The following is a 24,139-nucleotide window of genomic DNA, read 5'->3' as shown; positions in this document are numbered from 1 at the left end:
TTACAGAACACCTGTGGACTAAAAATATTATTATAGCTTCTAAAATGTTATTTTGAAAGCTATTAAGTCGCGAAATTTTTAATGGCTATGTATTCTGCACTACTGGCTCCTACTGCTGTTACTTTCATGTATATATGATTCTTTTATTTGTGAAACATTAGTTTTTACAAATTTAATAGTTTTTATATGTTTGAAGATTTCATAAAATCTAAAAGGACAGCTGTAATCCTAATGTGGCACTATTAAATTCCGCAAAGGTATAATCCGCATTTATAGCAAAAACACCTAGTTTTAAATGAGCACCTAAAGTTGTTCGCATACCTGTTACTTTTTCTTCTATGGAAAAGGGATTTGTAATAGATTCTGAAAACAATATCCCATCGGAAACTACATAGGTTCCTAATAAATCGGTTTCAGATTTCCCACTAACATAGCCCAAAGCTCCGTAAACATTTAACACTTTGAATTTAGTAGACGCAATTAACTCATACAACATGGTATTAACTTTGGTCTGAATTTGTTGGTTTTGTCCTTGTACAATTCCTTCGTCGGTAAAATCATAACTACCATCTAAATGCGTAAAAGCTATTAAACCTGAGATAGCTACAGGAAATAACTCTGCTTTTGGCAACCAGGTTGTAAATTCCTGTTGCAATCCAATTCCATACAAGCCTGTCTTTACATCGTCCACCTCTATTTTAGGAAAATAACGTGCTTTTAATTGTGTTCCTTTAAAAGGCGAGAAACCAACTTGCAAAAAAGCAGTTGGGATTATATTAATATCCGACGATCCCAAACCTGTTGGCAAGGTAATTTCTGTTTCTTGATTTCCAAAAATAGGATCGTCATAGGTTAAAATAACAACCATATCTGGATCGTTATTTCCTAAAGCAGTGGCAACTATTTTAGAGGGACTATTGTCAGGAAACCGAATATTTTCATAATCGCTTACGCGCATTTCAAACGATTTTTTTTCTGAATTAATAAAGGAGGTATTGGCAACCAACCCTATTTCGAAACCAAATTGCTTTTGGCCTTTTCCATGATTAAACCATCCGTTATTAATGCCATAAACCAAACCTTCTGTGGCTGGCGCCAAGTAGTCTTTACTAAACCGCTTGGCGTCATTTACACCAGCTGCTAATAAGTCGTCTATATTTTGTTGCGCGTAGAGTCCAGATGACGTAAACAGCAACAGTAATACAAAAATATGTTTCATAATTATTTGAATTTTAAGAGCTTCTTTACAATATAAACGAAAAAACGCGCTTATTGGTTTATAGGCGCGTTAATTTTTATAATTTAAAGTTCTATTTAAGCATCAATATTTGCATAAATAGCATTCTTTTCAATAAAATCTCTTCGTGGTGGAACTTCGTCTCCCATTAACATTGAAAAGATTCTATCCGCTTCCAATCCGTTGTCTATTTGCACTTGTCTTAAGGTTCTAAATTCTGGATTCATGGTTGTATCCCATAATTGCTCCGCATTCATTTCCCCAAGACCTTTATAACGTTGAATTTTGGCATTTTCACCAAAATCTGCCATAATTCTAGATCGTTCTTCATCAGACCAAGCATATTGTTTTTTAGCACCTTTTTTAACTAAATATAAAGGCGGTGTTGCAATATAAATATGACCGTTTTCAATTAATTCTTTCATATATCTAAAGAAGAATGTCAGAATTAAAGTTTCAATGTGACTACCATCAATATCGGCATCACACATTATCACCACTTTATGATAACGCAGTTTAGAAAGGTTTAAAGCTTTACTATCCTCTTCAGTACCAATAGTTACACCAAGTGCAGTAAAGATATTCTTGATTTCCTCATTTTCAAAAACCTTGTGAGTCATGGCTTTTTCCACATTTAAAATCTTACCACGTAATGGCAAAATAGCCTGAAAAGCACGATCACGACCTTGTTTGGCCGTTCCACCTGCCGAATCTCCCTCAACTAAAAACACTTCACATTTAGCTGGATCTTGTTCTGAACAGTCGGATAATTTTCCTGGCAAACCACCAATACTCATTACCGTTTTACGTTGAACCATTTCACGCGCTTTTTGAGCCGCATGACGTGCTTGAGCCGCTAAAATTACTTTTTGAACAATAACTTTAGCATCCTCTGGATGTTCCTCTAAATAGTCGGTTAACATTTCAGAAACCGCCTGACTTACCGAAGCAGACACCTCACGGTTTCCTAATTTGGTTTTAGTTTGTCCTTCAAATTGTGGCTCTTGAACTTTTACAGAAATAATAGCTGTTAATCCTTCACGGAAATCATCACCAGCAATATCAAATTTTAATTTATCAAGCATACCAGATTCATCGGCATACTTTTTAAGGGTATGTGTTAATCCACGACGGAAACCAGATAAATGGGTTCCACCTTCATGTGTATTAATGTTGTTTACGTAGGAGTGTAAATTTTCAGCGTATGATGTATTATAAATCATAGCAACCTCTACTGGAACACCATTTTTTTCACCTTCAAAAGCAATAACTTCTTTGGTTAATGGCTCACGGTTTCCATCTAAAAACTTAATAAATTCTTTTAAACCTTCTTTAGAATGAAATGTTTCGCCTTCAAATTCACCATTATCTTTTTTATGACGCTTGTCAATTAAGTGAATCGTGATACCTTTATTTAAATATGCCAATTCACGCAAACGACTTGCCAAAGTATCGTAACTATACTCTAAAGTTTGTGTAAAAATTGTTGGATCTGGTTTAAAGGTAACAATAGTTCCACGCTTATCAGTTTCACCTACCTTTTTAACAGGATACATGGCTTTACCTTTTTCGTATTCTTGCTCCCAGATTTCACCTTTTCTGTAAACGGTTGCTTTTAAATGGTCTGATAATGCGTTCACACAACTCACACCTACACCATGCAAACCACCAGAAACCTTATAGGAATCTTTATCAAACTTACCACCTGCACCAATTTTAGTCATAACCACTTGTAATGCGGAAACGCCTTCTTTTTTGTGCATATCTACAGGAATACCACGACCGTCATCTTCGGTTGTTATGGAGTTATCCTCATTTATGGTAACACTAATATTATCACAATGACCAGCTAAAGCTTCATCAATAGAGTTATCCACCACCTCATACACTAAATGGTGCAAACCACGCGTACCCGTATCTCCAATATACATGGAAGGTCGCATGCGCACGTGCTCCATGCCTTCTAATGCCTGAATACTATCTGCTGAATAGTTATCTTTGTTAAATTCTTCTCTTTTTTCGCTCATGTTTTAAATAATTTTAAGCCTTTCCTGACGCCTTTCTAAAAAGAAAGAACACTGTTATGGCTTACTGTTAGGTTTTATATTCTTAAAAATGAATGTTATTAGCACAAAAAAAGACGCCTTGAAAGCATCCTTTTGAATACAACCAAAGATACAACTTTTTGATGCCTTTTAAAAGCTTTTTATGGATTGAAGTTGAAAATTATCAACATTTGTTAATTACTTAAAAGTGTCTTAAATCGACTAAAAAGCACCTTAAAACGAATTTTTGATGTATTATCATTATCCGGGAAATTAGATTTTCTCGAAATGGCTTTAAAACTAAAATTTGCGATTTTTATTTTGTTTCAATTAGATTAAAAATGACATGAATTCTGCTTATTTCTGATTTATAAACGCCACTTGTTTTTAGCTCTTAACGGATTCTATTTATACCTGGATTTCATATTCCAATTGCTATAAGTCCTTGCTTATTTTTTCTTTTACTAGCATAATGGCAGCGTGTTTTTAAGGAGATTATAATCATGGCAATTGTTTTAACAACTGATGGACGTCTACTTCGGTTTCATTTAATAATTTATTGTACCCATGTAATTGAATATAATGAAAGTGGAAGTCATCTAACATATCACTATAAACAGCATTATTAACTCTATTAAACGAAGACGTTCTTCGGCTATAAATATATTTTTCACCTAAATTACTACATCTTGCATCAACAATTTTCCCATTATCAATTAGTCTATCATAGTTGGAGCCATACAACTATATAATACTTTGGATGACCTTTTTATGGGTATACGTATTAATTTCATTTCCCGCTATGGATGATTTAAAAGCTCCCGAAACAGGATAAAAAGTACGTTGCCCAGCAAAAAGATAAACAGCCATTAAAGAGTCTATTGTAGTTTTGTGGCTATCATAATTTTCCGAATATTTATTTCTTAATAGGTTATAGGCAGAAATTTTTGGTTTGGAATAGGATTGACCATAATTTATAAAATCTAGATCTTATTTTAGATCATTTTTTATACTCTTAAAAAACTCTTGTTCGGTACTGGCATGTTTTCGGTTTTCGTTCCAATTATTAATTGAAAGTGCAATAAGAATTCCAATAACCATCAAAATAATTTCGCTAATGGCGTATTTAAAATATCTAGCGGTTTTCCCTCCCTGTCCGGAGAACGAGCCTTTGCTAAAAAGGTCTTGACGAACAGGTCTGAATAACTTTATCATGGGCTTACTTTTAGTCTGTAAGCAGGAATTATACTGTAGAGATGGTTTGTTTCTGTTTTTAAATGTAGTGAAACATTAGACATAAAACCATAAAAAAGCCAGCATTAAACTGGCTTTTAATCTTGTATTAGATTTGTTTTATTGCATATGGCTTAAAGGCAGGATTACGTTAGTTTTATGAATTTTCTGTAGCCAACCTCCTAAACCTTCTAAACCTCATTAATACGCATCGGCATGCACATGAGCAACGGCTCTTCCGCTTGGGTCGTTCATGTTTTTAAAACTCTCATCCCATTCCAAGGCAATTTTGGTGCTACAAGCTACGCTAGCTTCTTGCGGTACACATAAAGCGGCAGCATCACTTGGAAAGTGTTCAGCAAAAATAGACCGGTAATAAAACTCCTCTTTACTAGTTGGTGTTTGCAATGGAAATTTATACTTCGCGTTTGCTAGTTGCTCATCACTTACTGCTGTAGCAACAACCTCTTTTAAGGAATCTATCCAACTATAACCCACGCCATCACTAAACTGTTCTTTTTGGCGCCAAGCTACAGATTCAGGAATTATATCTTCAAAGGCTTTTCTAACAACCCATTTTTCCATACGCTCGCCATTAATCATTTTATCTTGTGGATTGATACGCATAGCCACATCCATAAATTCTTTATCTAAAAATGGCACACGGCCTTCAATTCCCCAAGCCGCCAGACTTTTGTTAGCTCGTAAACAGTCGTACTGATGTAATTTGCTCAATTTTCGAACGGTTTCTTCATGAAATTCTTGCGCATTTGGCGCTTTATGAAAATATAAATAGCCACCAAATAATTCATCAGCTCCTTCACCAGATAATACCATTTTTACACCCATAGACTTTATAACGCGCGCCATTAAATACATTGGTGTACTAGCTCGAATAGTTGTTACATCATAGGTTTCTAACTGGTAAATAACATCTTTTAGCGCATCTAACCCTTCTTGAATTGTAAATTTTATTTCATGATGAACCGTTCCAATATGGTCCGCAACCTTTCTGGCTGCTGCTAAATCTGGCGAACCTTCTAATCCCACTGAAAAACTATGCAGTTGCGGATACCAGGCATCTGTTGTATCATCGCTTTCAATGCGTTTTTGTGCGTATTTTTTAGCGATGGCTGACGTTACAGACGAATCTAATCCACCTGACAATAAAACACCGTAAGGCACATCGCTCATAAGCTGTCTATGAACAGCTGCTTCCAAGGCGTCTTTAATTTCCGCAATATGGGTTTCGTTTTCCTTTACAGCATCATATTCCATCCAATCGCGTTTGTAACATTGCACAAATTCACCATCTTTGCTAGACAAATAATGTCCGGGAGGAAATAATTCAATTTTGGTGCAATAACCTTCTAACGCTTTTAATTCTGAAGCTACATAAAAGGTTCCATGTTCATCCCAGCCTATATATAACGGAATGATTCCCATGTGGTCCCGCGCTACGAAATATTCATCTTTCTCGACATCATAAATTGCAAACCCAAAAATACCATTCATCTCATCTATAAAATGAACACCCTTTTCTTGATACAGTGCTAAAATGACTTCGCAATCACTTTCTGTTTGAAACTTGTAATCGGGAAACTGCTTCCGCAACTCTCGGTGGTTATAGATTTCCCCATTGGCGGCTAACACTAATTTTTTATCAGCACTAATTAGCGGCTGCTTTCCTGAAGCTGGATCCACAATAGCCAAACGTTCATGCGCCATAATAGCCTTTTCATTATCATAAACCCCACTCCAATCTGGGCCACGATGCCTGATTTTTTTCGCCATTTCTAATACTTGAGGTCTTAATTCCGTTGCTTTCTGTTTCAATTCGAATGCACATACAATTCCACACATAATTTTTTGTATAATTTATTTATTGAAGCAAATATGGATACAATAACAGTATTTAAAAACAATAAATTATGTTTTGGTTATAATATGAAACAATAAATACTTAATTTACATAAATATGAAACAAATTGAATTTGATTTTATTGTATTCCTAATAATTTGTAAAGTTTCAAGAAAATTTGCGACTGTTTAAAAATTATTAAATATTTTTAACGAAACAAAAATTATAAATATGAAGAAATCAACATTTATTACATCCGTAGCGTTTGCTTTGGTTATGGTATTCACAACAAGCTTATCTGCTCAAGAGTTTTCTAATTTAGATAAAAGCCCAATGGATGCCGCCGCGTTTCCTTCAGATTACAAGGATGCCAACAAATCTATAAAAGTCGTTTACAGCAGACCACAACTTAACAATCGTTCATTAGATAAATTAGCACCTAATGATAAGGTTTGGCGTACTGGAGCAAATGAAGCTGTTGAAATTACATTTTATAAAGACACCAATTTTGGTGGCAAAATGATAAAAAAAGGAACCTATTCCTTATTCACCATTCCTGGAGACAAAGCGTGGACAATTATTATTAATAAAGATTTGAATACTTGGGGGTCATATTTCTACAAAGAAGAAAATGATGTTGCTCGAGTTACGGCTCCTGTAAACATAGCGGATGAATCTTTAGAAGCATTTTCTATAAGTTTTGATGTTGATGCTAACATGCACATGGGATGGGGAAAGGTTAGAGTATCGGTACCTACCTCTTCAAAATAAAAAACATTTCGATTATAATAAAAAACGCCTTGACTATTCAAGGCGTTTTTTTTTAGGGTATATTTAAGTATTTGTGGGTTTGTAATGACACTTTCCATTTCGGGTTTGCCATAACGTAATCTACAATGTCGGGCACCATTTTATCGCGTTTACTCCATTCAGGCTGTAAATACAAAATACAATCTTTATTTACTTTAGCCGCTTGTTCCTCCGCAAATTTAAAGTCGTCTTTATTATAAACAATCACCTTTAATTCATTTGCATTATCATAAACCCGTTGGGTTGGTAATTTTAATTTTTTAGGCGAAAGGCAAATCCAATCCCAAGTACCTGTTAACTCATAAGCACCAGAGGTTTCAATATGGGTTTGCATACCTTTTGCTTTTAATTGGTTGGTTAAAACCGTCATATCCCACATTAAAGGTTCACCACCGGTTACCACTATAGTCTTGCTGTACTTTTCAGCATTGGCAACAATTTTTGCTGTTTCAGTTGGTGGATGTAGTTCGGCCAACCAGCTTTCCTTCACATCACACCAATGACAACCTACATCACAACCACCAATTCGTATAAAATAGGCAGCCGTTCCTTTATGGAAACCCTCACCTTGTATGGTATAAAACTCCTCCATTAAGGGCAATAAAAGCCCTTTATCTAACAACTCTTGTCTTTCACTTCTTGTCATAGCGTGCAAAGATATAAAACAGGATTTAGTAAGTGCTATGATGTCTCCGATATTTCATAACGCAACCTTACTAAAAAGTTTGTTTTATATATTTAAACACATGGTTACCGCGCCATTTCAATCACCTGATATTGTTTGAAAAAAATTCCGATGATTAATTTAAGAATTGTACTTTTATGCAAATTATTATTCATGGATAGAAACGAGACGTTTTTCAAGCATATATTAGAAGGAAACACTAATAAAGGTGAGTTTATAACCTTGGGTTCCGCCATGCTTGATGGAAAAACTGTTACCAATGCTTTCGTAAATGTACCTTTAAAAACCATGAACAGACATGGCTTAATTGCGGGTGCAACAGGAACAGGTAAAACAAAGACACTTCAGGTATTAGCTGAAAATTTAAGCGAAAAAGGTATTCCGGTATTATTAATGGACATCAAAGGCGATTTAAGTGGATTGGCACAACCCAGTCCTGGTCATGCAAAAATTGATGAACGCCATGCGCAAATTGGACTTCCTTTTAACCCAAAGGCCTTTCCTGTTGAAATTTTAACCCTTTCGGAACAACATGGTGTGCGACTTCGGGCAACGATTAGTGAATTTGGACCCGTTTTAATTTCACGAATATTAGATGTTACGGAAACACAAGCCGGAATTATATCGGTAATATTTAAATATTGCGATGATAACAAACTACCACTTTTAGATTTAAAAGATTTCAAAAAAATTCTACAATATGCCACAGATGAAGGTCGCGAGGAATTTGAAGATGCTTATGGCCGGATTTCCACCGCTTCCACTGGTGCTATTTTACGTAAGATAGTTGAGATTGAACAACAAGGAGGTGATTTATTTTTTGGTGAAAAATCATTTGAAGTTGATGATTTATTGCGTGTTGATGAAAATGGTCGCGGTTATATAAATATTATTCGTTTAACAGATATTCAGGATAAGCCCAAATTGTTTTCAACCTTTATGTTGAGTTTATTGGCTGAAATTTACGCCACCTTTCCTGAACAAGGCGATTCTGGGCGACCAGAATTAATTTTGTTTATAGATGAAGCACATTTAATCTTCAATGAAGCTTCCAAAGCCTTATTAAATCAAATAGAAAGTATTGTAAAACTCATAAGAAGCAAAGGTGTTGGGTTATATTTTGTAACCCAAAACCCAACTGATGTTCCGGAAGCGGTTTTAAGTCAACTCGGTTTAAAAGTACAGCATGCCTTACGTGCATTTACTGCTAAAGATAGAAAAGCCATAAAGTTGGCAGCACAAAACTACCCAGATACTGAATATTATGATACGGCTAGTATATTAACATCGTTAGGAACTGGAGAAGCTTTAGTGTCAGCTTTAGATGAAAAGGGACGACCTACGCCACTGGCAGCCACCATGATGCGCGCACCAATGAGTCGCATGGATATTTTAACAGACAATGAACTTGAAGCACTTTTATCGGATTCTAAATTAGTGAAGAAATACAATGATGAAATTGATAGGGAAAGTGCCTATGAATTGCTCAATAAAAAAATTGAAGAAGCGGAAGCTGATGAATTAAAAGAAAAAGCTCAAAAAGAAAAGGAAGCCCTAAAAAAAGCGGAATCTAAAAAAAGCACGCGTCGTTCAAGTTCCCGAATGAACCCGATAGTAAAAGTCCTGACAAGCGCCACTTTTATTAGAAGCGTTTTTGGGATCTTAAGCAAAGCGATGAGCAGTTCTAAAAAATCATAAACTAAAAACACAATTAAAAAAATAACACCCAAATGAAAAAAATCATTTTAAGCCTAATTATAGTAACAGCTTTATTCACTAGCTGCACGAAAGAACAAGATCCATTTTTAATTGGCAACCAAAATATTGGCATGCTAACAGACTCCACCAAAGTAGCGGATTTGGAAATGATCTTCCCGAACGATTCTATCGTGAAATTATCGAATACCGAAGCTTATATGAAAGACTATTCGGACATACAAATTTATGATGAAGCTGGAAACACCTTACTAGTATTAAGTCCTGTAACAACTACAGATCCGAAAGCCACTATTAGCACTGTTAAAGTGATAGATCCGCGTTACAAAACAGAAAAAGGCATTACAACAAAAAGTACATTTGGTGATATTCAAAAGCAGTATAAAATTTCAAGCATTCAAAATACCATTAAAAATGTGGTTGTTTTCGTGAATGAAATCAATGCCTTTTTTACCATCGATAAGAAAGAGTTACCCGCAAGTTTACAGTTTGATTCTAACGCTAAAATTGAAGCTATTCAAATTCCTGAAACCGCTAAAATTAAATACTTCATGATTGGCTGGGATTAATTTCCTAGACGTATTTGATCGTTAAGTACTAAAAAAACGCAAAACCTTTAAAATAACACGTATGAAAACATACCAAGTTCAAGATAATCCATTCGTATTCCCAACAACAGATGGTAAACTAATTAAAGAACATTTCGGATTGGCAACCGATGGCAATCCTGACATTAGCATTGCTCACATGGTTGCACCTGCGGGCTGGAGTGAACCATTTCAAACACCTAAATTTGACGAATACACCTTTATCATTAAAGGAAAAAAACAATTTATAATTGATGGCGAAGAAATTGTTTTAGAAGCCGGACAATCCATCAAAATAACTAAAAATACGCGTGTACAGTATTCCAATCCGTTTACGGAACCTTGCGTTTATTTGGCTATCTGTAAACCTGCATTTTCTATGGATTTAGTTAATCGCGAAACCCCATGAAGATCCTTCAAAAATTCATTGGTTTCCTTATAAATGTTATTGGATTATTTTCTAAAAAATCTGCAGCACGTTTGGCATTGTATTTATTTACAACACCAAGACGTGGTAGACTAACAGAAAAACAATATGATTTTTTAGGCACCTCCTTCCGAGAAGAACTCACGGTGAATTCCATCCCTGTTATGACTTACAGATGGCTAGGGAAAGGAAAAACTATTCTATTAGCACATGGCTGGGAAAGTAATGCGGCGAGGTGGCAGTATTTAATTGAGCCTTTGCGAAAATTAGATTACAACATAATTGCATTAGATGCACCAGCTCATGGTAAATCTGGAAGCAAACGATTTAACGCCGTGTTATATGCCGATTTTATAAAAGCGGTTTCAAAAAAGTTTAAACCCGATTTTATTATTGGTCATTCCGTTGGTGGTATGGCTTCCGTTTTTTCGCAAACAAACAGCGATTATAAGGCGTTAAAAAAGATGATTTTATTAGGCACACCTTCTGAATTCACGGATGTTTTAAATCGGTATTACACAATGATGGGCTTCAGTAAACGTACAATAAGTGCTATTAACCAACTAGCAAAGGATAGATTTAATGAAGCGCCTGAGAGTTTTTCAACCGCTAAATATTTAGAAACATTAAGTTTAGAAGGGCTCATTATTCACGATGAAAAAGACACCATCATTCCGTATCAAGATGCACTATCCATTAATAATAGTCTAAAAAACAGCAAACTAATAACCACAACAGGATTTGGACATTCGTTAATAGACGACAGTATATCCAATTACATTTATGAGTTTTTAAAAAGCTAAATTAATATCTTTGCATGATGGAAGAAAAATTAACAAGACTCAATAAATATTTAAGCGAAGTTGGTTATTGCTCACGTCGAGCTGCCGACAAACTTATTGATGCTGGACGTGTAACCATTAATGGTGTGGTTCCAGAAATGGGAACCAAAGTATCAGAATCCGATGTGGTGGAAGTAGATGGCAAAGAAATTAAAGGCAACGATAACCCATTTGTTTATTTGGCCTTTAACAAGCCTGTTGGCATTGTTTGTACAACAGATACACGTGTGGAAAAAGATAATATTATTGATTATATAAAATATCCGAAACGTATTTTTCCTATTGGTCGTTTAGACAAACCTAGTGAGGGTTTAATTTTCTTGACAGATGATGGTGATATTGTAAATAAAATATTACGTGCGAGTAATAATCATGATAAAGAATATATTGTAACTGTTGACAAACCCATCTCACAAACGTTTATTCAACACATGTCTCGTGGAATTTATTTAGAAGAATTAGATAAAACTACAAAAAAATGTGAGGTTGAAAAACTAGGTACGCACGAGTTTAGAATTATATTAACCCAAGGCTTAAACAGGCAAATTCGTCGTATGTGTGAGTATCTAACCTATGAGGTTGTCACACTAAAACGTATTCGGATAATGAATATTAAACTAGATATTCCTGTTGGAACGTATAGAGAATTTACCAAATCAGAATTCGCAGAATTAAATCGTTTGTTAGCAGATTCAGATAAAACGTTTACCAATAAAAGCATCGCGAAACAATCTAGAAGATAAATTATATGTCCACTATTTCACCTTTTCATATAGCTATTCCAGTTCACAATTTGGAGGCTTGTCGTGTTTTTTATCGCGATGTATTAAACTGTGAGGAAGGCCGAAGCAGTGACCATTGGGTCGATTTTAATTTTTTCGGCCACCAACTAGTTATTCACTATAAACCAAAATCTGACGCCGTATTACACACCAATTCAGTGGATGGGAAATCGGTTCCAGTTCCTCACTATGGCGTGGTTTTACCTTGGGCTGATTTTCAAGAATTTTCGGAACATTTACAGGCGGCAGATATCAAATTTGTTATTGAACCTTATATTCGATTTGAAGGACAAGTGGGCGAACAAGCTACCATGTTTTTTTACGATCCCGCCGGAAATGCTTTGGAGTTTAAAGCGTTTAAAGATAGGAGTCAATTGTTTGCGAAATAAGTTTGAGGCAAATTTTATAAACGCACCGTTACTATTTGGATGTCCGTTTCTTTTTATTACCGATTAAATAAAACGGTAAATAAATTAATAAGAAAAACGGGATTAATATTAATTCTACAACAAGTAAATAATACGGATAATCACCTAAATAATCCAGTGCCGAAGCAGATTCTGGCTTTCTATTTAAATAGAAATAATTAGAATTTAATACATAATTAACAGCCATTATGGTTGCCACATAAACTTGCAATGCTAAAAAGGACTTGATTACACTTTTAAATTTTGGTCGCATATGTAACACGAAGGTGGCATAAAAAATAATGGTAAGTAAACCCAGATGCACAATCCAATACCTGAAATAGTCTAAACTAGGAAAGCCTACAGCAATATCTGGTGTTATAACACCTTGCAAGGTTCCGGCAATTATCCAAAACAATAAAATTTCATACATCCAATATTTTCTAGAAGTAGTAAATATGGGAATAATTAAGGCTAAAAAACTACATAGAAATAAAGGTAAATCTTTAGAAATAGTATAAGCGCCTAAACTAATTTTGTGTACATGAAACAATACAATAGTCAGCGAAACACAAATACCAAGCCACTTAAAAACTAAATATTTTTGGTTAACATGTAATTTTTTACGCGCAAAATGAATAAGACCAATACAAAATAGAATGGCTAGACCAATTGGTAGTATATGCTCTATACTACCAAATTGTACTCTCATAGACTGAATAATTAGGGTTTGTAAAAAATTCACGTTGCAATATAAGGTCTTTATTGCATGTGTCGTTCTCTAGCCAATAAGGTATTTTTAAGCAGCATGGCAATTGTCATCGGACCAACTCCTCCTGGAACAGGTGTAATATAACTTGCTTTCTTGCTTACATTTTCAAAATCTACATCGCCTGTAATAATATAGCCTTTTGGCGAATTATCATCTGGTACACGTGTAATTCCAACATCAATAATGACAGCATCATCTTTAACCATTTCCGCCTTTAGGTAATTTGGATGACCTAAAGCTGTGATAATAATATCGGCTTGACTGGTTATTTGGGTTATATTTTTTGTGTGACTATGCGTTAATGTTACCGTAGAGTTTCCTGGAAATCCTTTTCTTCCCATTAAAATACTCATTGGACGACCAACAATATGACTACGTCCAATAACAACGGTATGTTTTCCTTTGGTCTCCACATTATACCTATCTAATAGTTCCAAAATCCCAAAAGGTGTTGCAGGAATAAACGTTGACATATCCAAGGCCATTTTACCAAAATTCATGGGGTGGAAACCATCCACATCTTTATCTGGATTTACAGCCATTAAAACTTTTTGCGTATTAATTTGAGGCGGAAGTGGTAATTGAATAATGAAACCATCAATATCTGGGTTTTCATTTAAATCTTGAATTTTATCCAGCAATTCAATCTCACTAGTTGTATTGGATAAACGTACCATGGTGGATTCAAAACCAACACGCTCGCAAGCTCGTACTTTACTTGCAACGTAGGTTAAACTAGCGCCATCGTTTCCGACAATAATAGCCGCCAAATGAGGAACCTTCTCCCCTTTTGCCTTCATTTTTTTAACCTCATCAGCAATTTCATTTTTAATGTCGTTGCTTACTTTTTTTCCGTCTAGTATGACCATATATAATAGTTTTCAGTCGCAGTCGCAATTTCCAGTTCTTACTCTTGCGGTTTTAGTTTTCAATTCACTAAATAATCATTCTGGATTGACTCCGAATTTCCAGGATTATTAATCATATAATTTATTAATTTACCAACTTCAATTCCTTCATTTGATAAATCTATGTGCTGCTCTTTTGAAATATAATTACAAGCTAAAGCAAAATCTAACCATGTATTTGTTTCTGAATTCTCTGCATCAGCATCAGTTAGCTTGCTATTGTAATGTTTTGGGTAAACTCTCTTTCTATAAGCTTCTGCCAAATTAGCATTCACAGAACGTGAACTTCTTCTAATTTGATCTGTCAATGTGTATGTTTCTTCTTTTGGAAAATTTTTCGAGATTTCAAAAATATCCATAGCTAAATCAAATGCTTTTTGATATGCGAAAAGTTTTTTGAAATCCATTTTATTACTATTTAATAAGATATTATTGAAATTCCCGACTGCAAACTGGTACTGCAAACTGGTAACTGAACATTACCTCATCCCTTTCATGGCTTGCATCATGGCTTTTCCTTTTCCACCTTGCATCATTTTCATCATTTTACCCATTTGGTCAAACTGCTTTAAAAGCTGATTCACCTCCTGAACAGATGTTCCCGAACCTTTTCCAATGCGCTTTTTTCTACTGGCATTTATAACTGATGGGTTTGTTCTTTCTAAAGGTGTCATGGAATGAATCATAGCCTCAATACCTTTAAACGCATCATCATCTATATCAATATCTTTCATCATTTTTCCTGCACCAGGAATCATGCCGATAAGATCTTTCATATTACCCATTTTCTTGATTTGCTGAATCTGTTTTAAGAAATCATCAAAACCAAATTGGTTTTTGGCAATTTTTTTCTGAAGCTTTCTAGCTTCAACTTCATCATATTGTTCTTGGGCTCTTTCAACAAGAGACACCACATCTCCCATTCCTAAAATACGATCGGCCATACGCGATGGATAGAAAACATCAATCGCTTCCATTTTTTCGCCAGTACCAATAAACTTAATAGGTTTATTTACAACCGACTTAATAGAAATAGCAGCACCACCACGTGTATCACCATCTAATTTAGTTAGGATAACACCATCAAAATTTAAGACATCATTAAAGGCTTTTGCTGTATTCACCGCATCTTGACCTGTCATAGAATCCACAACAAATAAGGTTTCTTGTGGTTGGATGGCTTTATGAATGTTGGAGATTTCGGTCATCATGGCTTCATCAACTGCCAAACGACCAGCTGTATCAATAATAACCACATTAAAACCATTGGCTTTGGCATGTGCAATACCTGCTTGAGCAATGGCAACTGGATCTGTATTACCTTTATCACTATAAACCTCAACACCAATTTGATCACCTACAACGTGCAATTGATCTACGGCAGCCGGACGATACACATCACAAGCTACTAATAACGGCTTCTTGGTTTTTTTAGTTTTTAGAAAATTGGCCAGTTTACCAGAAAAGGTTGTTTTACCAGAACCTTGCAAACCAGACATTAAAATAATACTTGGTGTTCCTGATAAATTAAGACCTTCTGCATCGCCACCCATTAATTCGGTTAATTCATCTTTAACGATTTTTACCATTAATTGGCCTGGCTGAAGTGTTGTTAATACATTTTGCCCAAGTGCTTTTTCCTTTACACGAACGGTAAAATCTTTAGCAATTTTAAAGTTAACATCGGCATCTAAAAGGGCTCTACGTACTTCTTTTAAGGTCTCGGCAACGTTTACTTCCGTAATACTACCATGACCTTTTAATACGTGTAACGCTTTATCTAACTTTTCACTTAAATTATTAAACATAGTCTTTCTTCAATTTTAGGAGGCACAAAAATAGCAATTTCAAGCGTATTTACGAATTTTCGAATACAATAAATTACAGAAAAAAGGCTGCAGTATTTTGCAGCCTTTTAAAGGTAATTAAACTATCAACTAACTAAAAATTAAACTTTAATTACAATCTTTATCTAAAACCAATTCGTTGTTACTGTTCGTTATATCATGGAGAATTAATTGTTCACTAGTACATTCAACAACCGTATAGGTACCATTAATAATTTGCACATTACCACCAGAAACATTGGATATAACAACCTCTACACCATTATTTCCTTGAGATACCGTCCAATTAGCTGTATAAACTTCGGTTCCATTTGGCATAAATATAACGGCTTCGTTATTAGCATTGAAATTAATGTTAAACATACTGAAATCACTTCCTGCATAGCTGGTAACCGTCCATTCACAATCCAAGAGCATACCTTCCACATCTCCTGGTGTACACATGCCTGCATTGTTACAATCACGCTCCATAACCATGGTGTTGTTATTATTTAGGGCCTCAAACTGTAAACGATCTTCTTGGCAATCTACTATTAACCATTCTCCTGAAATAGCTTGAATATTTGCTGCTGACACATTTATAAACTCCACTATAACACCATTTGCTGATTGTGACGTGCTATATGAAGCTGTTATGGTAACACCATTTCCTGAAATAATCACTTCACTAGTAGAAACGAAATCCAAAGTGTACATGATTAAATGGTCATCACCATTAAAATTAACCACATTCCAAATACATTCCTGTAAAAAGGCATCCACATCTGTCTCTGAACATTCTGAAGGATTACAGTTTTCCACAAACAAATCTATCGTGAACACATCAAAATTTGAAGTGTTGCTTATAAGCTCTACTCTTACATAAATCATTTCTGCCGGAACAGATGCGTTTAAATAAGCTCCTGGATTTGCAATAGCATTTACATTGGCCTGCGCATTCGTTTCACTTATGTGATAGCTTACATTAAATTGATTTGGGCTCTCGCAATTGTTATAAACTGTTGTTAAATCAAACAATCCTACACCATTATTCGGGATATTGTCTGTGCTATCGCAAACAGTTAATATAATGTTGGCATTAATCTCCTGAACTTCTTCAAAACAGGCAAATGGATTTGGATTTACAGAACAATCTTGTTCTAGAACCATTTCCACGGTTTGATTTCCAGCCTCTTGAATTAGCACATAACGATCATCATCGCAATCTTCAACTATCCAATCACCTTCTAATTCTGTAAAGTCGGTTAAAGCACTAATTGTTACTACAACACTTCCATTTACAACAGAAGTAAACCATTCTCCTCCAACAGTCACAGGACCTGTACCAAATATAATTTGCAATAAATTATTTTCGTTAAAATATAGATGATAACCAAGATAATCGTTATTTGCATTATAGGCAGCAATTACCCAATGACATTCCTGTAAATTTTCTGAAACATCCTCTAATTCGCAATCATCTTCACAATTATCCACAGCAGCATTAATAGCTTCCTCTAAAGCTTGATTATTAGCAACTTCAACCGTGGTACCATTTGTATATTGAATAGACACCGGAAAATTTAAACTTGTTAAAACTGCTCCATTATTACCATCTTCCAGTCCTTCTAAAAATATATATAATTCGTAATCATTATCTATAACCACGGTATCAATAATTTGAAAACTGGTGTTATAAATTGAAAAGGAAATTGGGTATACAAAATCTGCACATTCTATAAGGTCTTCATCTGCTATACAGGAGTCAATAAACGCTTCTAACGTGTCCACGGAATCGATATTAACTTCGGTATAATCGTTTAAAATTATAGATATTGGGAATAGGAAATCTAAATCATCCTCATCGGTATTGCTGGCATCAAAAATAGCTTCCAACAGACTTAAATCAGTTAGCGTTTCAATGGTTAAGGTAATACCATTTGCGACAATGGTTACCGGCAAATTAACTGTAAAGCAATCCGATCCATCTAGAATATCATCCACATTACCATTGTTGGCAGACGTGTTTCGCATTAAGTTGGCTAGATTGGAATCTGATTGAATAATTTCTTGGTCGTTTGGAGGTGTTTCTTCAATAACCTCATCTTGACATGAGGTAACTGTAAAAAACAGAATCCCGACAAGTAAGAAGATACATTTGATTGGTTGTTTCATGATATGTGTTTTAATTAGACTCATTTCTTATAAAACAGTTTAAATTTAAAAACTCCTACCATGCCATGACTTTTTTTATACATTTACAGACAGAATTTAAAAAATGTCTAAAGATTTAAATGATCATATTTGTAATGAACAGCTGTTTTCCAAGCTGTTTAAAACGCATGCCAAAAACTTGCACAACTTTTTATACTACAAATTTGGAAGCCATTTAAACCCACAAGATCAGGTTCAAGAGGCTTTTATAAAGTTATGGAAAAACTGTAAAGACATCAAACCATCTAAAGCAAAATCGTATTTATTTACGGTTGCCAATAATTTGATGTTAAATGGCGTGGCGCATCAAAAAGTGGTGTTAAAATTTCAAGAAATAAAACCCAAGTCATCCACAAACGAAACGCCAGAATTCCTTTTAGAAGAACGTGAATACATGGAAAAACTCCAAAAAGCGATTTCTAATTTAACCGAAGCACAACGTGTGGCCTTTTTATTGAATCGGGTTGAAGGGAAAAAGCACAAAGAAATTGCCGACCTGCTAAACATTTCAACCAAAGCTGTAGAAAAACGTATTTATGGAGCTCTAAAACACTTACGAAAAGATATTGAAGGTATTTAAATAAATAATTTAAACCGAGGTAGGAAAAACAATAGCGAACTTGTTATATACTTGAGTAGGTACATTATGAATCGAGAAGAACTGATACAAAAATGGTTGCAAGACGACTTGAATCCGCAAGAACTAGCCGCATTTAAGGCACTTGATGATTATGAGCCGCTTATGAAATTATCAGAAAACTTGATGCATTTTAAAGCTCCCAAGTTTGATGAGTCGCTTGCTTTTGAAACCATTTCGGCAGAAATTTCCAAAAAGCAGAAATCGAAAACAAAATGGTTAAAACCTATTTTAAAAATTGCAGCATTAATTGCCATTTCCTTTAGTGTGTATTATTACACAACGACTTTAGATACACATATTACCACATTAACCGCTGAAAAAACAACATTTGAATTACCAGATTATTCAGAGGTAACTTTAAATGCACAATCCCAAATAACCTACAATAAAAAAAGCTGGAAAAACCAACGTGAATTGACGTTAGATGGCGAAGCCTATTTTAAAGTTGAAAAAGGTTCCAAATTTAATGTCCAAACAACTTCTGGAACTATTACTGTTTTAGGAACCCAATTTTTAGTAGAAAACAGAAATGATATTTTTGAAGTGGTTTGTTATGAAGGTTCTGTACAGGTTATAACTGACCATAAAAATATGGTATTAAAACCAGGCGATCAATTTTTAATACTACATGGGAAATTTATTGCACGAGAAAAAGAAAACATTCTAAATCCAGCTTGGTTATACAACCATAGTCAGTTTAAGAGCATGCCGTATAAATTTGTTTTAAACGAATTGGAACGTCAGTATGGGCTAAAAGTTGATGCACAAACGATAAACACATCCGTGCTGTTTACTGGGAAATTTGTTCATACGGATTTAGATTTAGCATTAAAAGCTATTACACTACCTTTAAATATTACCTATACAAAAGAAAATGGTTTGATTGTGTTGCATGAAAAATAAACCCTTTATTATATTTTTTTACTGCTTTTTTGGCCTGTTTGGATTGCTTCAAGCTCAAAATAACGCCGCCAAAACCAAACCCTTACAATCCGTTTTAGAACTTATTGAACGGGAATACCAATTGTCTTTTTCTTATGCTGATGCTACGGTTGCCAATAAAGAAATACCTCCTCCAATCCAATCACTTTCAAAAGCAAAACTCATTGCGTATTTAGAAACTGAAACGCGTTTAATTTTTGAAATGGTATCAGAAACTAGCTATGCCGTTAGACCTATTGAATTTTCAGATATCACCAAAACTCAATATCTAGACGAAGTAATTCTTAATAATTATTTAACAGAAGGTATTTCGACACAAGCGGATGGAACAACACATATTCATTTAAAAACCTTTGGAATTTTACCTGGCTTAATAGAACCTGACGTGTTGCAAACCATTCAAGCCTTGCCAGGGATTACAAGTGCTGATGAACGGGTTTCCACCTTAAATATTCGTGGAGGCACTAACGACCAAAATCTCATTCTCTGGGATGGTGTAAAAATGTATCAATCCGGCCATTTCTTCGGACTTATTTCAGCTTTTAATCCATCTTTAATTGATGATGTTTTAGTTTCTAAAAATGGATCCAGCGCACAATTTGGCGATGGGGTTTCTGGAATTATTGATATGCAAAGTTCCCATACCATTTCAAAAAAAACCGAAGCAGGAATAGGCGCCAATATGTTAGCTGCTGATGCCTTTGCTCGTATTCCTATTTCAGAAAAAACAGGCGTACAAGTTGCGGGAAGGCGTTCGCTTACCGATGTTTTTAACACGCCAACTTACAAGCAATATTTTAAACGTATTTTTCAAGATTCCGATTTAACAAATCCTACGGAAACCGTTTTAACAAACTCGGAAAAATTCTATTTTTATGATGTTTCTGCCAAACTGATTTATGATATTTCTGAAAAGGACAAATTGGAAGTCAGTTTTTTAAACATTGAAAACGCCTTGGATTACCAAGAAACGGCCACCATAAACAATAGCAAAACACGTTCAGATAGTCAACTTACGCAAGGTAGCCTGGCCATAAATAGCACGTTTTCTAGAAATTGGAATTCTAAATTACAAACAACATTTCAAGCCTATTTTTCTTCATATGATTTATATGCTAATCATGCTGATGTGAGCAATAACCAGAAGCTCATTCAAGAAAACGAAGTCACAGATGGTAGTTTTAAAGCACATATTCTTTACAACGTAGATGCACAATTAAATTATGAAGGTGGTTACCAATATTCTGAAGTTGGCATCAGTAACCTTGAAGACGTTTCCAACCCTATTTTTAGACGTTACATCAAAGAAGTATTACGAACTCATGGATTTTATAACGAATTAACCTATAAATCGAAATCCGGAAATACGCGAGCACGCTTTGGATTTCGGGCGAATTATATAGAGAAATTTTCAGATTTCTATTTTGAACCACGCGTGAGCTTCAATCAAATTATTGCTGAAAATTTTCGCATTGAAGTTTTAGCAGAATTGAAAAGCCAAACAACATCGCAAATTATTGATTTACAAAACGATTTTTTAGGTATTGAAAAGAGACGATGGATTTTAGCCAATAATAGCGATATTCCAGTCATAAAAAGTCAGCAACTTTCCACCGGAATTCATTACAATAAAAACCAATTATTAATTAGTTTGGAAGGTTACATCAAACAGGTTGATGGCATTACGTCTAGAAGTCAAGGTTTTCAAAATCAGTTTCAATACACCAATTCTATTGGCGCATATCGTGTAACAGGATTGGACTTTTTAATTAATAAACAATTTGAAAATTTTAGCACTTGGTTAAGTTACTCCTATAGTAAAAACGCCTATACCTTTCCAGAATTACATAATGGGGACCAGTTTCCAAATAATGTAGACATCAAACATCAATTGAATGTATCTGGCACCTACACCTTAAATCGTTTGAAATTAGCCTTAGGGATGAATTGGCATTCAGGAAAACCCAACACATTAATAGATAGTGGTCAAACCGAAGCTTCCAACACACTTATTTACGGCGAACCCAATGCCGAAAATTTACCCGATTATTGGCGAACGGACTTTTCAGCCATTTATAATTTTCAACTTTCAAAACAGACCAAAGCCCAAATTGGCGCTTCCGTTTGGAATATTTTTGACACAGAAAATATTATAAATAGGTACTATATCATGGATGCCAATAACCAAGTAATTCAGGTAGAAAACGTAGCATTAGGTATTACACCAAACCTATCGATTCGCGTTTTATTTTAAACGAAAAACCATCAAAAACATAATAGTCTGATTGCAACTCCACATTATAAAACATCTATATCTTAAATAAATTACATACGTTCTGGCACATGAATACCTAACAAACTAAAGCCATTTTTAATAATTTGCGCCACCGATTGTGAAAGTTGAACACGGAAAACCTTTTCCGAATCAGAATCAGCACCAAGAATAGACACATTTTGATAAAACGAATTAAAGCCTTTTACCAAATCGTAAATATAATTGGCAATTAAAGCAGGACTATGGTTGTTTGCGGCATTTTGAATAACTTCCGGAAACAGTTCTATTTGCTTAATAAGGTCGCGTTCTTTTTCATGTAATTTAATATCCGTAATGGCTTGCGAAATATTAAAATCCGCTTTACGTAAAATAGCTTGAATTCGCGCGTAGGTATATTGAATAAAAGGTCCTGTATTTCCTTGAAAATCTACAGACTCTTTTGGGTCAAATAAAATACGTTTTTTAGGGTCTACTTTTAGAATGTAATATTTTAACGCACCCATACCAATAGTTTGATACAGTTCTTGCTTATCGGTTTCTGAGTAACCATCCAGTTTTCCAAGTTCGCTTGAAATTTCTTCGGCTGTGTTTGTCATATCTTGCATTAAATCGTCTGCATCTACAACCGTTCCTTCTCGACTTTTCATTTTACCGCTTGGCAAATCTACCATTCCATAACTTAAATGGAAGAGGTTTTTAGCCCAATCAAATCCTAATTTTTTCAAAATTAAAAATAGGACTTGAAAGTGATAATCTTGCTCGTTACCAACCGTATAAACCATGCCTCCCACATCCGGATAATCTTTAGCACGTTGGATAGCTGTTCCAATATCTTGCGTCATATAAACGGCTGTACCATCGGCACGCAAAACAATTTTTTCATCCAGACCATCTTCGGTCAAATCACACCAAACAGAACCGTCTTCTTTTTTAAAGAAAACCCCTGTTTTTAATCCTTCGGCAACAAACTCTTTACCCAATAAATAGGTTTCACTTTCGTAGTACAATTTATCAAAATCTACACCTAGGTTTTTATATGTAACATCAAAGCCGCTATAAACCCATCCATTCATTTTTTTCCAAAGTGAAACCACGTGCTCATCACCCGCTTCCCATTTAAGAAGCATATTTTGTGCTTCCAAAATAATAGGTGCTTCCTGTTTTGCTTCCGCTTCGGTTTTCCCTTGATTAATAAGTTCTGCAATCTGTTTTTTATATTCTTGATCGAATTTCACATAGTAATTACCAACCAGTTTATCACCTTTTAAACCTGTTGATTCTGGTGTTTCACCATTTCCAAAACGTTCCCAAGCCAACATACTTTTACAAATATGAATTCCGCGGTCGTTAATAATTTGCGTTTTATAAACTTTTTTACCTGAAGCTTTTATAATTTCGGCTACACTGTAACCTAATAAGTTATTTCGAATATGCCCTAAGTGCAAAGGCTTGTTGGTGTTTGGCGACGAATATTCAACCAAAATAGCCTTGTCATCCTGTTTTGCCTCTACAAACCCAAAGTCGGTTTTTTGAGAAATAGCATTGAAAAATTTTAGATAATAGGCATCTTCAATTTCAATATTTAAAAACCCTTTAACCACATTGAAACCTATAACGACGTCCAGATTATCTTTTAAAAACTGACCAATTTGCTCACCAATTTGAACCGGGTTCCCTTTTATTTCTCGTAACATGGAAAAGACAACAACAGTTATATCGCCAGGAAATTCTTTACGTGTTGCTTGAAATTCTACGGAAGAAATGGCCACGTTATAAATGGATTTTACCGCTTGTTTTACAGATTCTGAAAGGGTTTCTTGAAGATTCATTTTTACATTTTTAAGAGTTCAAAGATACTATTTTAATACAAGTTATTCATGCAATTTTTAGTTAGAATTACGTGCACCATCTATTTCATTACTAGCCCATG

22 protein-coding genes are annotated in these 24,139 nt (G+C 34.8%); 10 read left to right on the top strand and 12 right to left on the bottom strand.

The annotated features are described in order from the left end of the window. Positions 1-208 precede the first annotated feature (208 nt). The 5 genes from ACN0QX_RS03030 to asnB all read right to left on the bottom strand — a co-directional run bounded on the left by ACN0QX_RS03030 (position 209) and on the right by asnB (position 6,378). Entirely contained in the window at positions 209-1,219 is a 1,011-nt protein-coding gene (locus tag ACN0QX_RS03030) for a DUF6588 family protein (protein WP_417195483.1), read from the bottom strand. Between the two features lie 95 nt (positions 1,220-1,314). After that, entirely contained in the window at positions 1,315-3,264 is a 1,950-nt protein-coding gene (gene gyrB / locus ACN0QX_RS03025) for a DNA topoisomerase (ATP-hydrolyzing) subunit B (protein ID WP_248398248.1), read from the bottom strand. A 519-nt stretch (positions 3,265-3,783) separates the two neighbouring features. Beyond that, the gene (locus ACN0QX_RS03020) at positions 3,784-4,026 is read right to left on the bottom strand and encodes a hypothetical protein (RefSeq protein ID WP_417195480.1); all 243 of its coding nucleotides are present in this window, start codon (positions 4,024-4,026) and stop codon (positions 3,784-3,786) included. A gap of 246 nt (positions 4,027-4,272) precedes the next feature. After that, positions 4,273-4,497 carry a DUF6090 family protein gene (locus ACN0QX_RS03015; RefSeq protein ID WP_371922402.1) on the bottom strand — a complete coding sequence of 75 codons (225 nt, stop codon included), beginning with the start codon at positions 4,495-4,497 and terminating at the stop codon, positions 4,273-4,275. A 219-nt stretch (positions 4,498-4,716) separates the two neighbouring features. Further along, positions 4,717-6,378: an asparagine synthase B gene (gene asnB, locus ACN0QX_RS03010; RefSeq protein WP_417195478.1), complete on the bottom strand. Its 1,662-nt coding sequence runs from the start codon at positions 6,376-6,378 to the stop codon at positions 4,717-4,719. 229 nt (positions 6,379-6,607) lie between these two features. On the opposite strand from asnB, the gene ACN0QX_RS03005 reads away from it, so the two are divergent. Next, a complete protein-coding gene (locus ACN0QX_RS03005) occupies positions 6,608-7,147 on the top strand; it encodes a DUF2911 domain-containing protein (protein ID WP_417195476.1) in 540 nt (179 codons plus the stop codon). 52 nt (positions 7,148-7,199) lie between these two features. On the opposite strand, the gene ACN0QX_RS03000 is transcribed toward ACN0QX_RS03005, so the two are convergent. Beyond that, on the bottom strand, positions 7,200-7,832 hold the full coding sequence (locus tag ACN0QX_RS03000; protein ID WP_248398238.1) for a 7-carboxy-7-deazaguanine synthase QueE: 633 nt from the start codon (positions 7,830-7,832) through the stop codon (positions 7,200-7,202). Between the two features lie 192 nt (positions 7,833-8,024). Here ACN0QX_RS03000 and ACN0QX_RS02995 point away from each other — a divergent pair, with 192 nt between their 5' ends. From ACN0QX_RS02995 to ACN0QX_RS02970, 6 genes are all read left to right on the top strand, one after another. Continuing rightward, positions 8,025-9,569 carry a helicase HerA-like domain-containing protein gene (locus ACN0QX_RS02995; RefSeq protein ID WP_417195474.1) on the top strand — a complete coding sequence of 515 codons (1,545 nt, stop codon included), beginning with the start codon at positions 8,025-8,027 and terminating at the stop codon, positions 9,567-9,569. Positions 9,570-9,601: 32 nt separating this feature from the next. Continuing rightward, on the top strand, positions 9,602-10,156 hold the full coding sequence (locus ACN0QX_RS02990; protein WP_417195472.1) for a hypothetical protein: 555 nt from the start codon (positions 9,602-9,604) through the stop codon (positions 10,154-10,156). 61 nt (positions 10,157-10,217) lie between these two features. Continuing rightward, positions 10,218-10,583 (top strand): cupin domain-containing protein, encoded by a 366-nt coding sequence (locus ACN0QX_RS02985; RefSeq protein WP_248398230.1) that lies wholly within the window; start codon positions 10,218-10,220, stop codon positions 10,581-10,583. Then, a complete protein-coding gene (locus ACN0QX_RS02980; protein WP_417195470.1) occupies positions 10,580-11,404 on the top strand; it encodes an alpha/beta fold hydrolase in 825 nt (274 codons plus the stop codon). Before ACN0QX_RS02985 ends, ACN0QX_RS02980 begins: the two co-directional genes overlap by 4 nt. 17 nt (positions 11,405-11,421) lie before the next feature. Then, positions 11,422-12,186, top strand: a complete 765-nt coding sequence (locus tag ACN0QX_RS02975) for a pseudouridine synthase (RefSeq protein WP_248400597.1) — start codon at positions 11,422-11,424, stop codon at positions 12,184-12,186. Positions 12,187-12,191: 5 nt separating this feature from the next. Beyond that, positions 12,192-12,614, top strand: coding sequence for a VOC family protein (locus tag ACN0QX_RS02970; protein WP_248398224.1), 423 nt, complete (start codon positions 12,192-12,194; stop codon positions 12,612-12,614). A 31-nt stretch (positions 12,615-12,645) separates the two neighbouring features. Here ACN0QX_RS02970 and ACN0QX_RS02965 read toward each other — a convergent pair whose 3' ends face one another. From ACN0QX_RS02965 to ACN0QX_RS02945, 5 genes are all read right to left on the bottom strand, one after another. Beyond that, positions 12,646-13,344, bottom strand: a complete 699-nt coding sequence (locus ACN0QX_RS02965) for a TIGR02206 family membrane protein (RefSeq protein WP_417195467.1) — start codon at positions 13,342-13,344, stop codon at positions 12,646-12,648. 50 nt (positions 13,345-13,394) lie between these two features. Continuing rightward, on the bottom strand, positions 13,395-14,273 hold the full coding sequence (locus tag ACN0QX_RS02960; RefSeq protein WP_248398218.1) for a bifunctional 5,10-methylenetetrahydrofolate dehydrogenase/5,10-methenyltetrahydrofolate cyclohydrolase: 879 nt from the start codon (positions 14,271-14,273) through the stop codon (positions 13,395-13,397). 59 nt (positions 14,274-14,332) lie between these two features. Continuing rightward, positions 14,333-14,719: a four helix bundle protein gene (locus ACN0QX_RS02955; RefSeq protein ID WP_417195465.1), complete on the bottom strand. Its 387-nt coding sequence runs from the start codon at positions 14,717-14,719 to the stop codon at positions 14,333-14,335. Between the two features lie 72 nt (positions 14,720-14,791). After that, complete coding sequence (gene ffh / locus ACN0QX_RS02950; RefSeq protein ID WP_376861529.1) at positions 14,792-16,120, bottom strand: signal recognition particle protein; 1,329 nt, start codon at positions 16,118-16,120, stop codon at positions 14,792-14,794. 147 nt (positions 16,121-16,267) lie between these two features. Continuing rightward, entirely contained in the window at positions 16,268-18,313 is a 2,046-nt protein-coding gene (locus ACN0QX_RS02945) for a hypothetical protein (RefSeq protein WP_417195463.1), read from the bottom strand. A gap of 103 nt (positions 18,314-18,416) precedes the next feature. Between ACN0QX_RS02945 and ACN0QX_RS02940 the strand changes: the two genes are divergently transcribed. From ACN0QX_RS02940 to ACN0QX_RS02930, 3 genes are all read left to right on the top strand, one after another. Beyond that, positions 18,417-18,932: an RNA polymerase sigma factor gene (locus tag ACN0QX_RS02940; RefSeq protein ID WP_417195461.1), complete on the top strand. Its 516-nt coding sequence runs from the start codon at positions 18,417-18,419 to the stop codon at positions 18,930-18,932. Positions 18,933-18,998: 66 nt separating this feature from the next. Beyond that, complete coding sequence (locus ACN0QX_RS02935) at positions 18,999-19,895, top strand: FecR family protein (protein ID WP_417195459.1); 897 nt, start codon at positions 18,999-19,001, stop codon at positions 19,893-19,895. Then, complete coding sequence (locus ACN0QX_RS02930; protein WP_417195457.1) at positions 19,885-22,188, top strand: TonB-dependent receptor plug domain-containing protein; 2,304 nt, start codon at positions 19,885-19,887, stop codon at positions 22,186-22,188. The genes ACN0QX_RS02935 and ACN0QX_RS02930 overlap by 11 nt, the downstream gene beginning before the upstream one ends. A gap of 71 nt (positions 22,189-22,259) precedes the next feature. Here ACN0QX_RS02930 and argS read toward each other — a convergent pair whose 3' ends face one another. Beyond that, the gene (argS, locus tag ACN0QX_RS02925; protein WP_417195455.1) at positions 22,260-24,038 is read right to left on the bottom strand and encodes an arginine--tRNA ligase; all 1,779 of its coding nucleotides are present in this window, start codon (positions 24,036-24,038) and stop codon (positions 22,260-22,262) included. Positions 24,039-24,139 lie beyond the last annotated feature (101 nt).

The sequence above is a fragment of the Bizionia sp. genome (genome assembly GCF_048259285.1).
GTDB lineage: Bacteria > Bacteroidota > Bacteroidia > Flavobacteriales > Flavobacteriaceae > Algorimicrobium > Algorimicrobium hallyeonense.
This window is presented reverse-complemented; position numbering and strand designations above follow the sequence as displayed.

What these genes read in the sequence shown, in the direction of transcription:
- ACN0QX_RS03030 (WP_417195483.1), bottom strand. Translation starts at nt 1,219, where the DNA reads ATGAAACATATTTTTGTATTACTGTTGCTGTTTACGTCATCTGGACTC.
- gyrB (WP_248398248.1), bottom strand. Translation starts at nt 3,264, where the DNA reads ATGAGCGAAAAAAGAGAAGAATTTAACAAAGATAACTATTCAGCAGAT.
- ACN0QX_RS03015 (WP_371922402.1), bottom strand. Translation starts at nt 4,497, where the DNA reads ATGATAAAGTTATTCAGACCTGTTCGTCAAGACCTTTTTAGCAAAGGC.
- asnB (WP_417195478.1), bottom strand. Translation starts at nt 6,378, where the DNA reads ATGTGTGGAATTGTATGTGCATTCGAATTGAAACAGAAAGCAACGGAA.
- ACN0QX_RS03005 (WP_417195476.1), top strand. Translation starts at nt 6,608, where the DNA reads ATGAAGAAATCAACATTTATTACATCCGTAGCGTTTGCTTTGGTTATG.
- ACN0QX_RS03000 (WP_248398238.1), bottom strand. Translation starts at nt 7,832, where the DNA reads ATGACAAGAAGTGAAAGACAAGAGTTGTTAGATAAAGGGCTTTTATTG.
- ACN0QX_RS02995 (WP_417195474.1), top strand. Translation starts at nt 8,025, where the DNA reads ATGGATAGAAACGAGACGTTTTTCAAGCATATATTAGAAGGAAACACT.
- ACN0QX_RS02990 (WP_417195472.1), top strand. Translation starts at nt 9,602, where the DNA reads ATGAAAAAAATCATTTTAAGCCTAATTATAGTAACAGCTTTATTCACT.
- ACN0QX_RS02985 (WP_248398230.1), top strand. Translation starts at nt 10,218, where the DNA reads ATGAAAACATACCAAGTTCAAGATAATCCATTCGTATTCCCAACAACA.
- ACN0QX_RS02980 (WP_417195470.1), top strand. Translation starts at nt 10,580, where the DNA reads ATGAAGATCCTTCAAAAATTCATTGGTTTCCTTATAAATGTTATTGGA.
- ACN0QX_RS02975 (WP_248400597.1), top strand. Translation starts at nt 11,422, where the DNA reads ATGGAAGAAAAATTAACAAGACTCAATAAATATTTAAGCGAAGTTGGT.
- ACN0QX_RS02970 (WP_248398224.1), top strand. Translation starts at nt 12,192, where the DNA reads ATGTCCACTATTTCACCTTTTCATATAGCTATTCCAGTTCACAATTTG.
- ACN0QX_RS02965 (WP_417195467.1), bottom strand. Translation starts at nt 13,344, where the DNA reads ATGAGAGTACAATTTGGTAGTATAGAGCATATACTACCAATTGGTCTA.
- ACN0QX_RS02960 (WP_248398218.1), bottom strand. Translation starts at nt 14,273, where the DNA reads ATGGTCATACTAGACGGAAAAAAAGTAAGCAACGACATTAAAAATGAA.
- ACN0QX_RS02955 (WP_417195465.1), bottom strand. Translation starts at nt 14,719, where the DNA reads ATGGATTTCAAAAAACTTTTCGCATATCAAAAAGCATTTGATTTAGCT.
- ffh (WP_376861529.1), bottom strand. Translation starts at nt 16,120, where the DNA reads ATGTTTAATAATTTAAGTGAAAAGTTAGATAAAGCGTTACACGTATTA.
- ACN0QX_RS02945 (WP_417195463.1), bottom strand. Translation starts at nt 18,313, where the DNA reads ATGAAACAACCAATCAAATGTATCTTCTTACTTGTCGGGATTCTGTTT.
- ACN0QX_RS02940 (WP_417195461.1), top strand. Translation starts at nt 18,417, where the DNA reads ATGTCTAAAGATTTAAATGATCATATTTGTAATGAACAGCTGTTTTCC.
- ACN0QX_RS02935 (WP_417195459.1), top strand. Translation starts at nt 18,999, where the DNA reads ATGAATCGAGAAGAACTGATACAAAAATGGTTGCAAGACGACTTGAAT.
- ACN0QX_RS02930 (WP_417195457.1), top strand. Translation starts at nt 19,885, where the DNA reads ATGAAAAATAAACCCTTTATTATATTTTTTTACTGCTTTTTTGGCCTG.
- argS (WP_417195455.1), bottom strand. Translation starts at nt 24,038, where the DNA reads ATGAATCTTCAAGAAACCCTTTCAGAATCTGTAAAACAAGCGGTAAAA.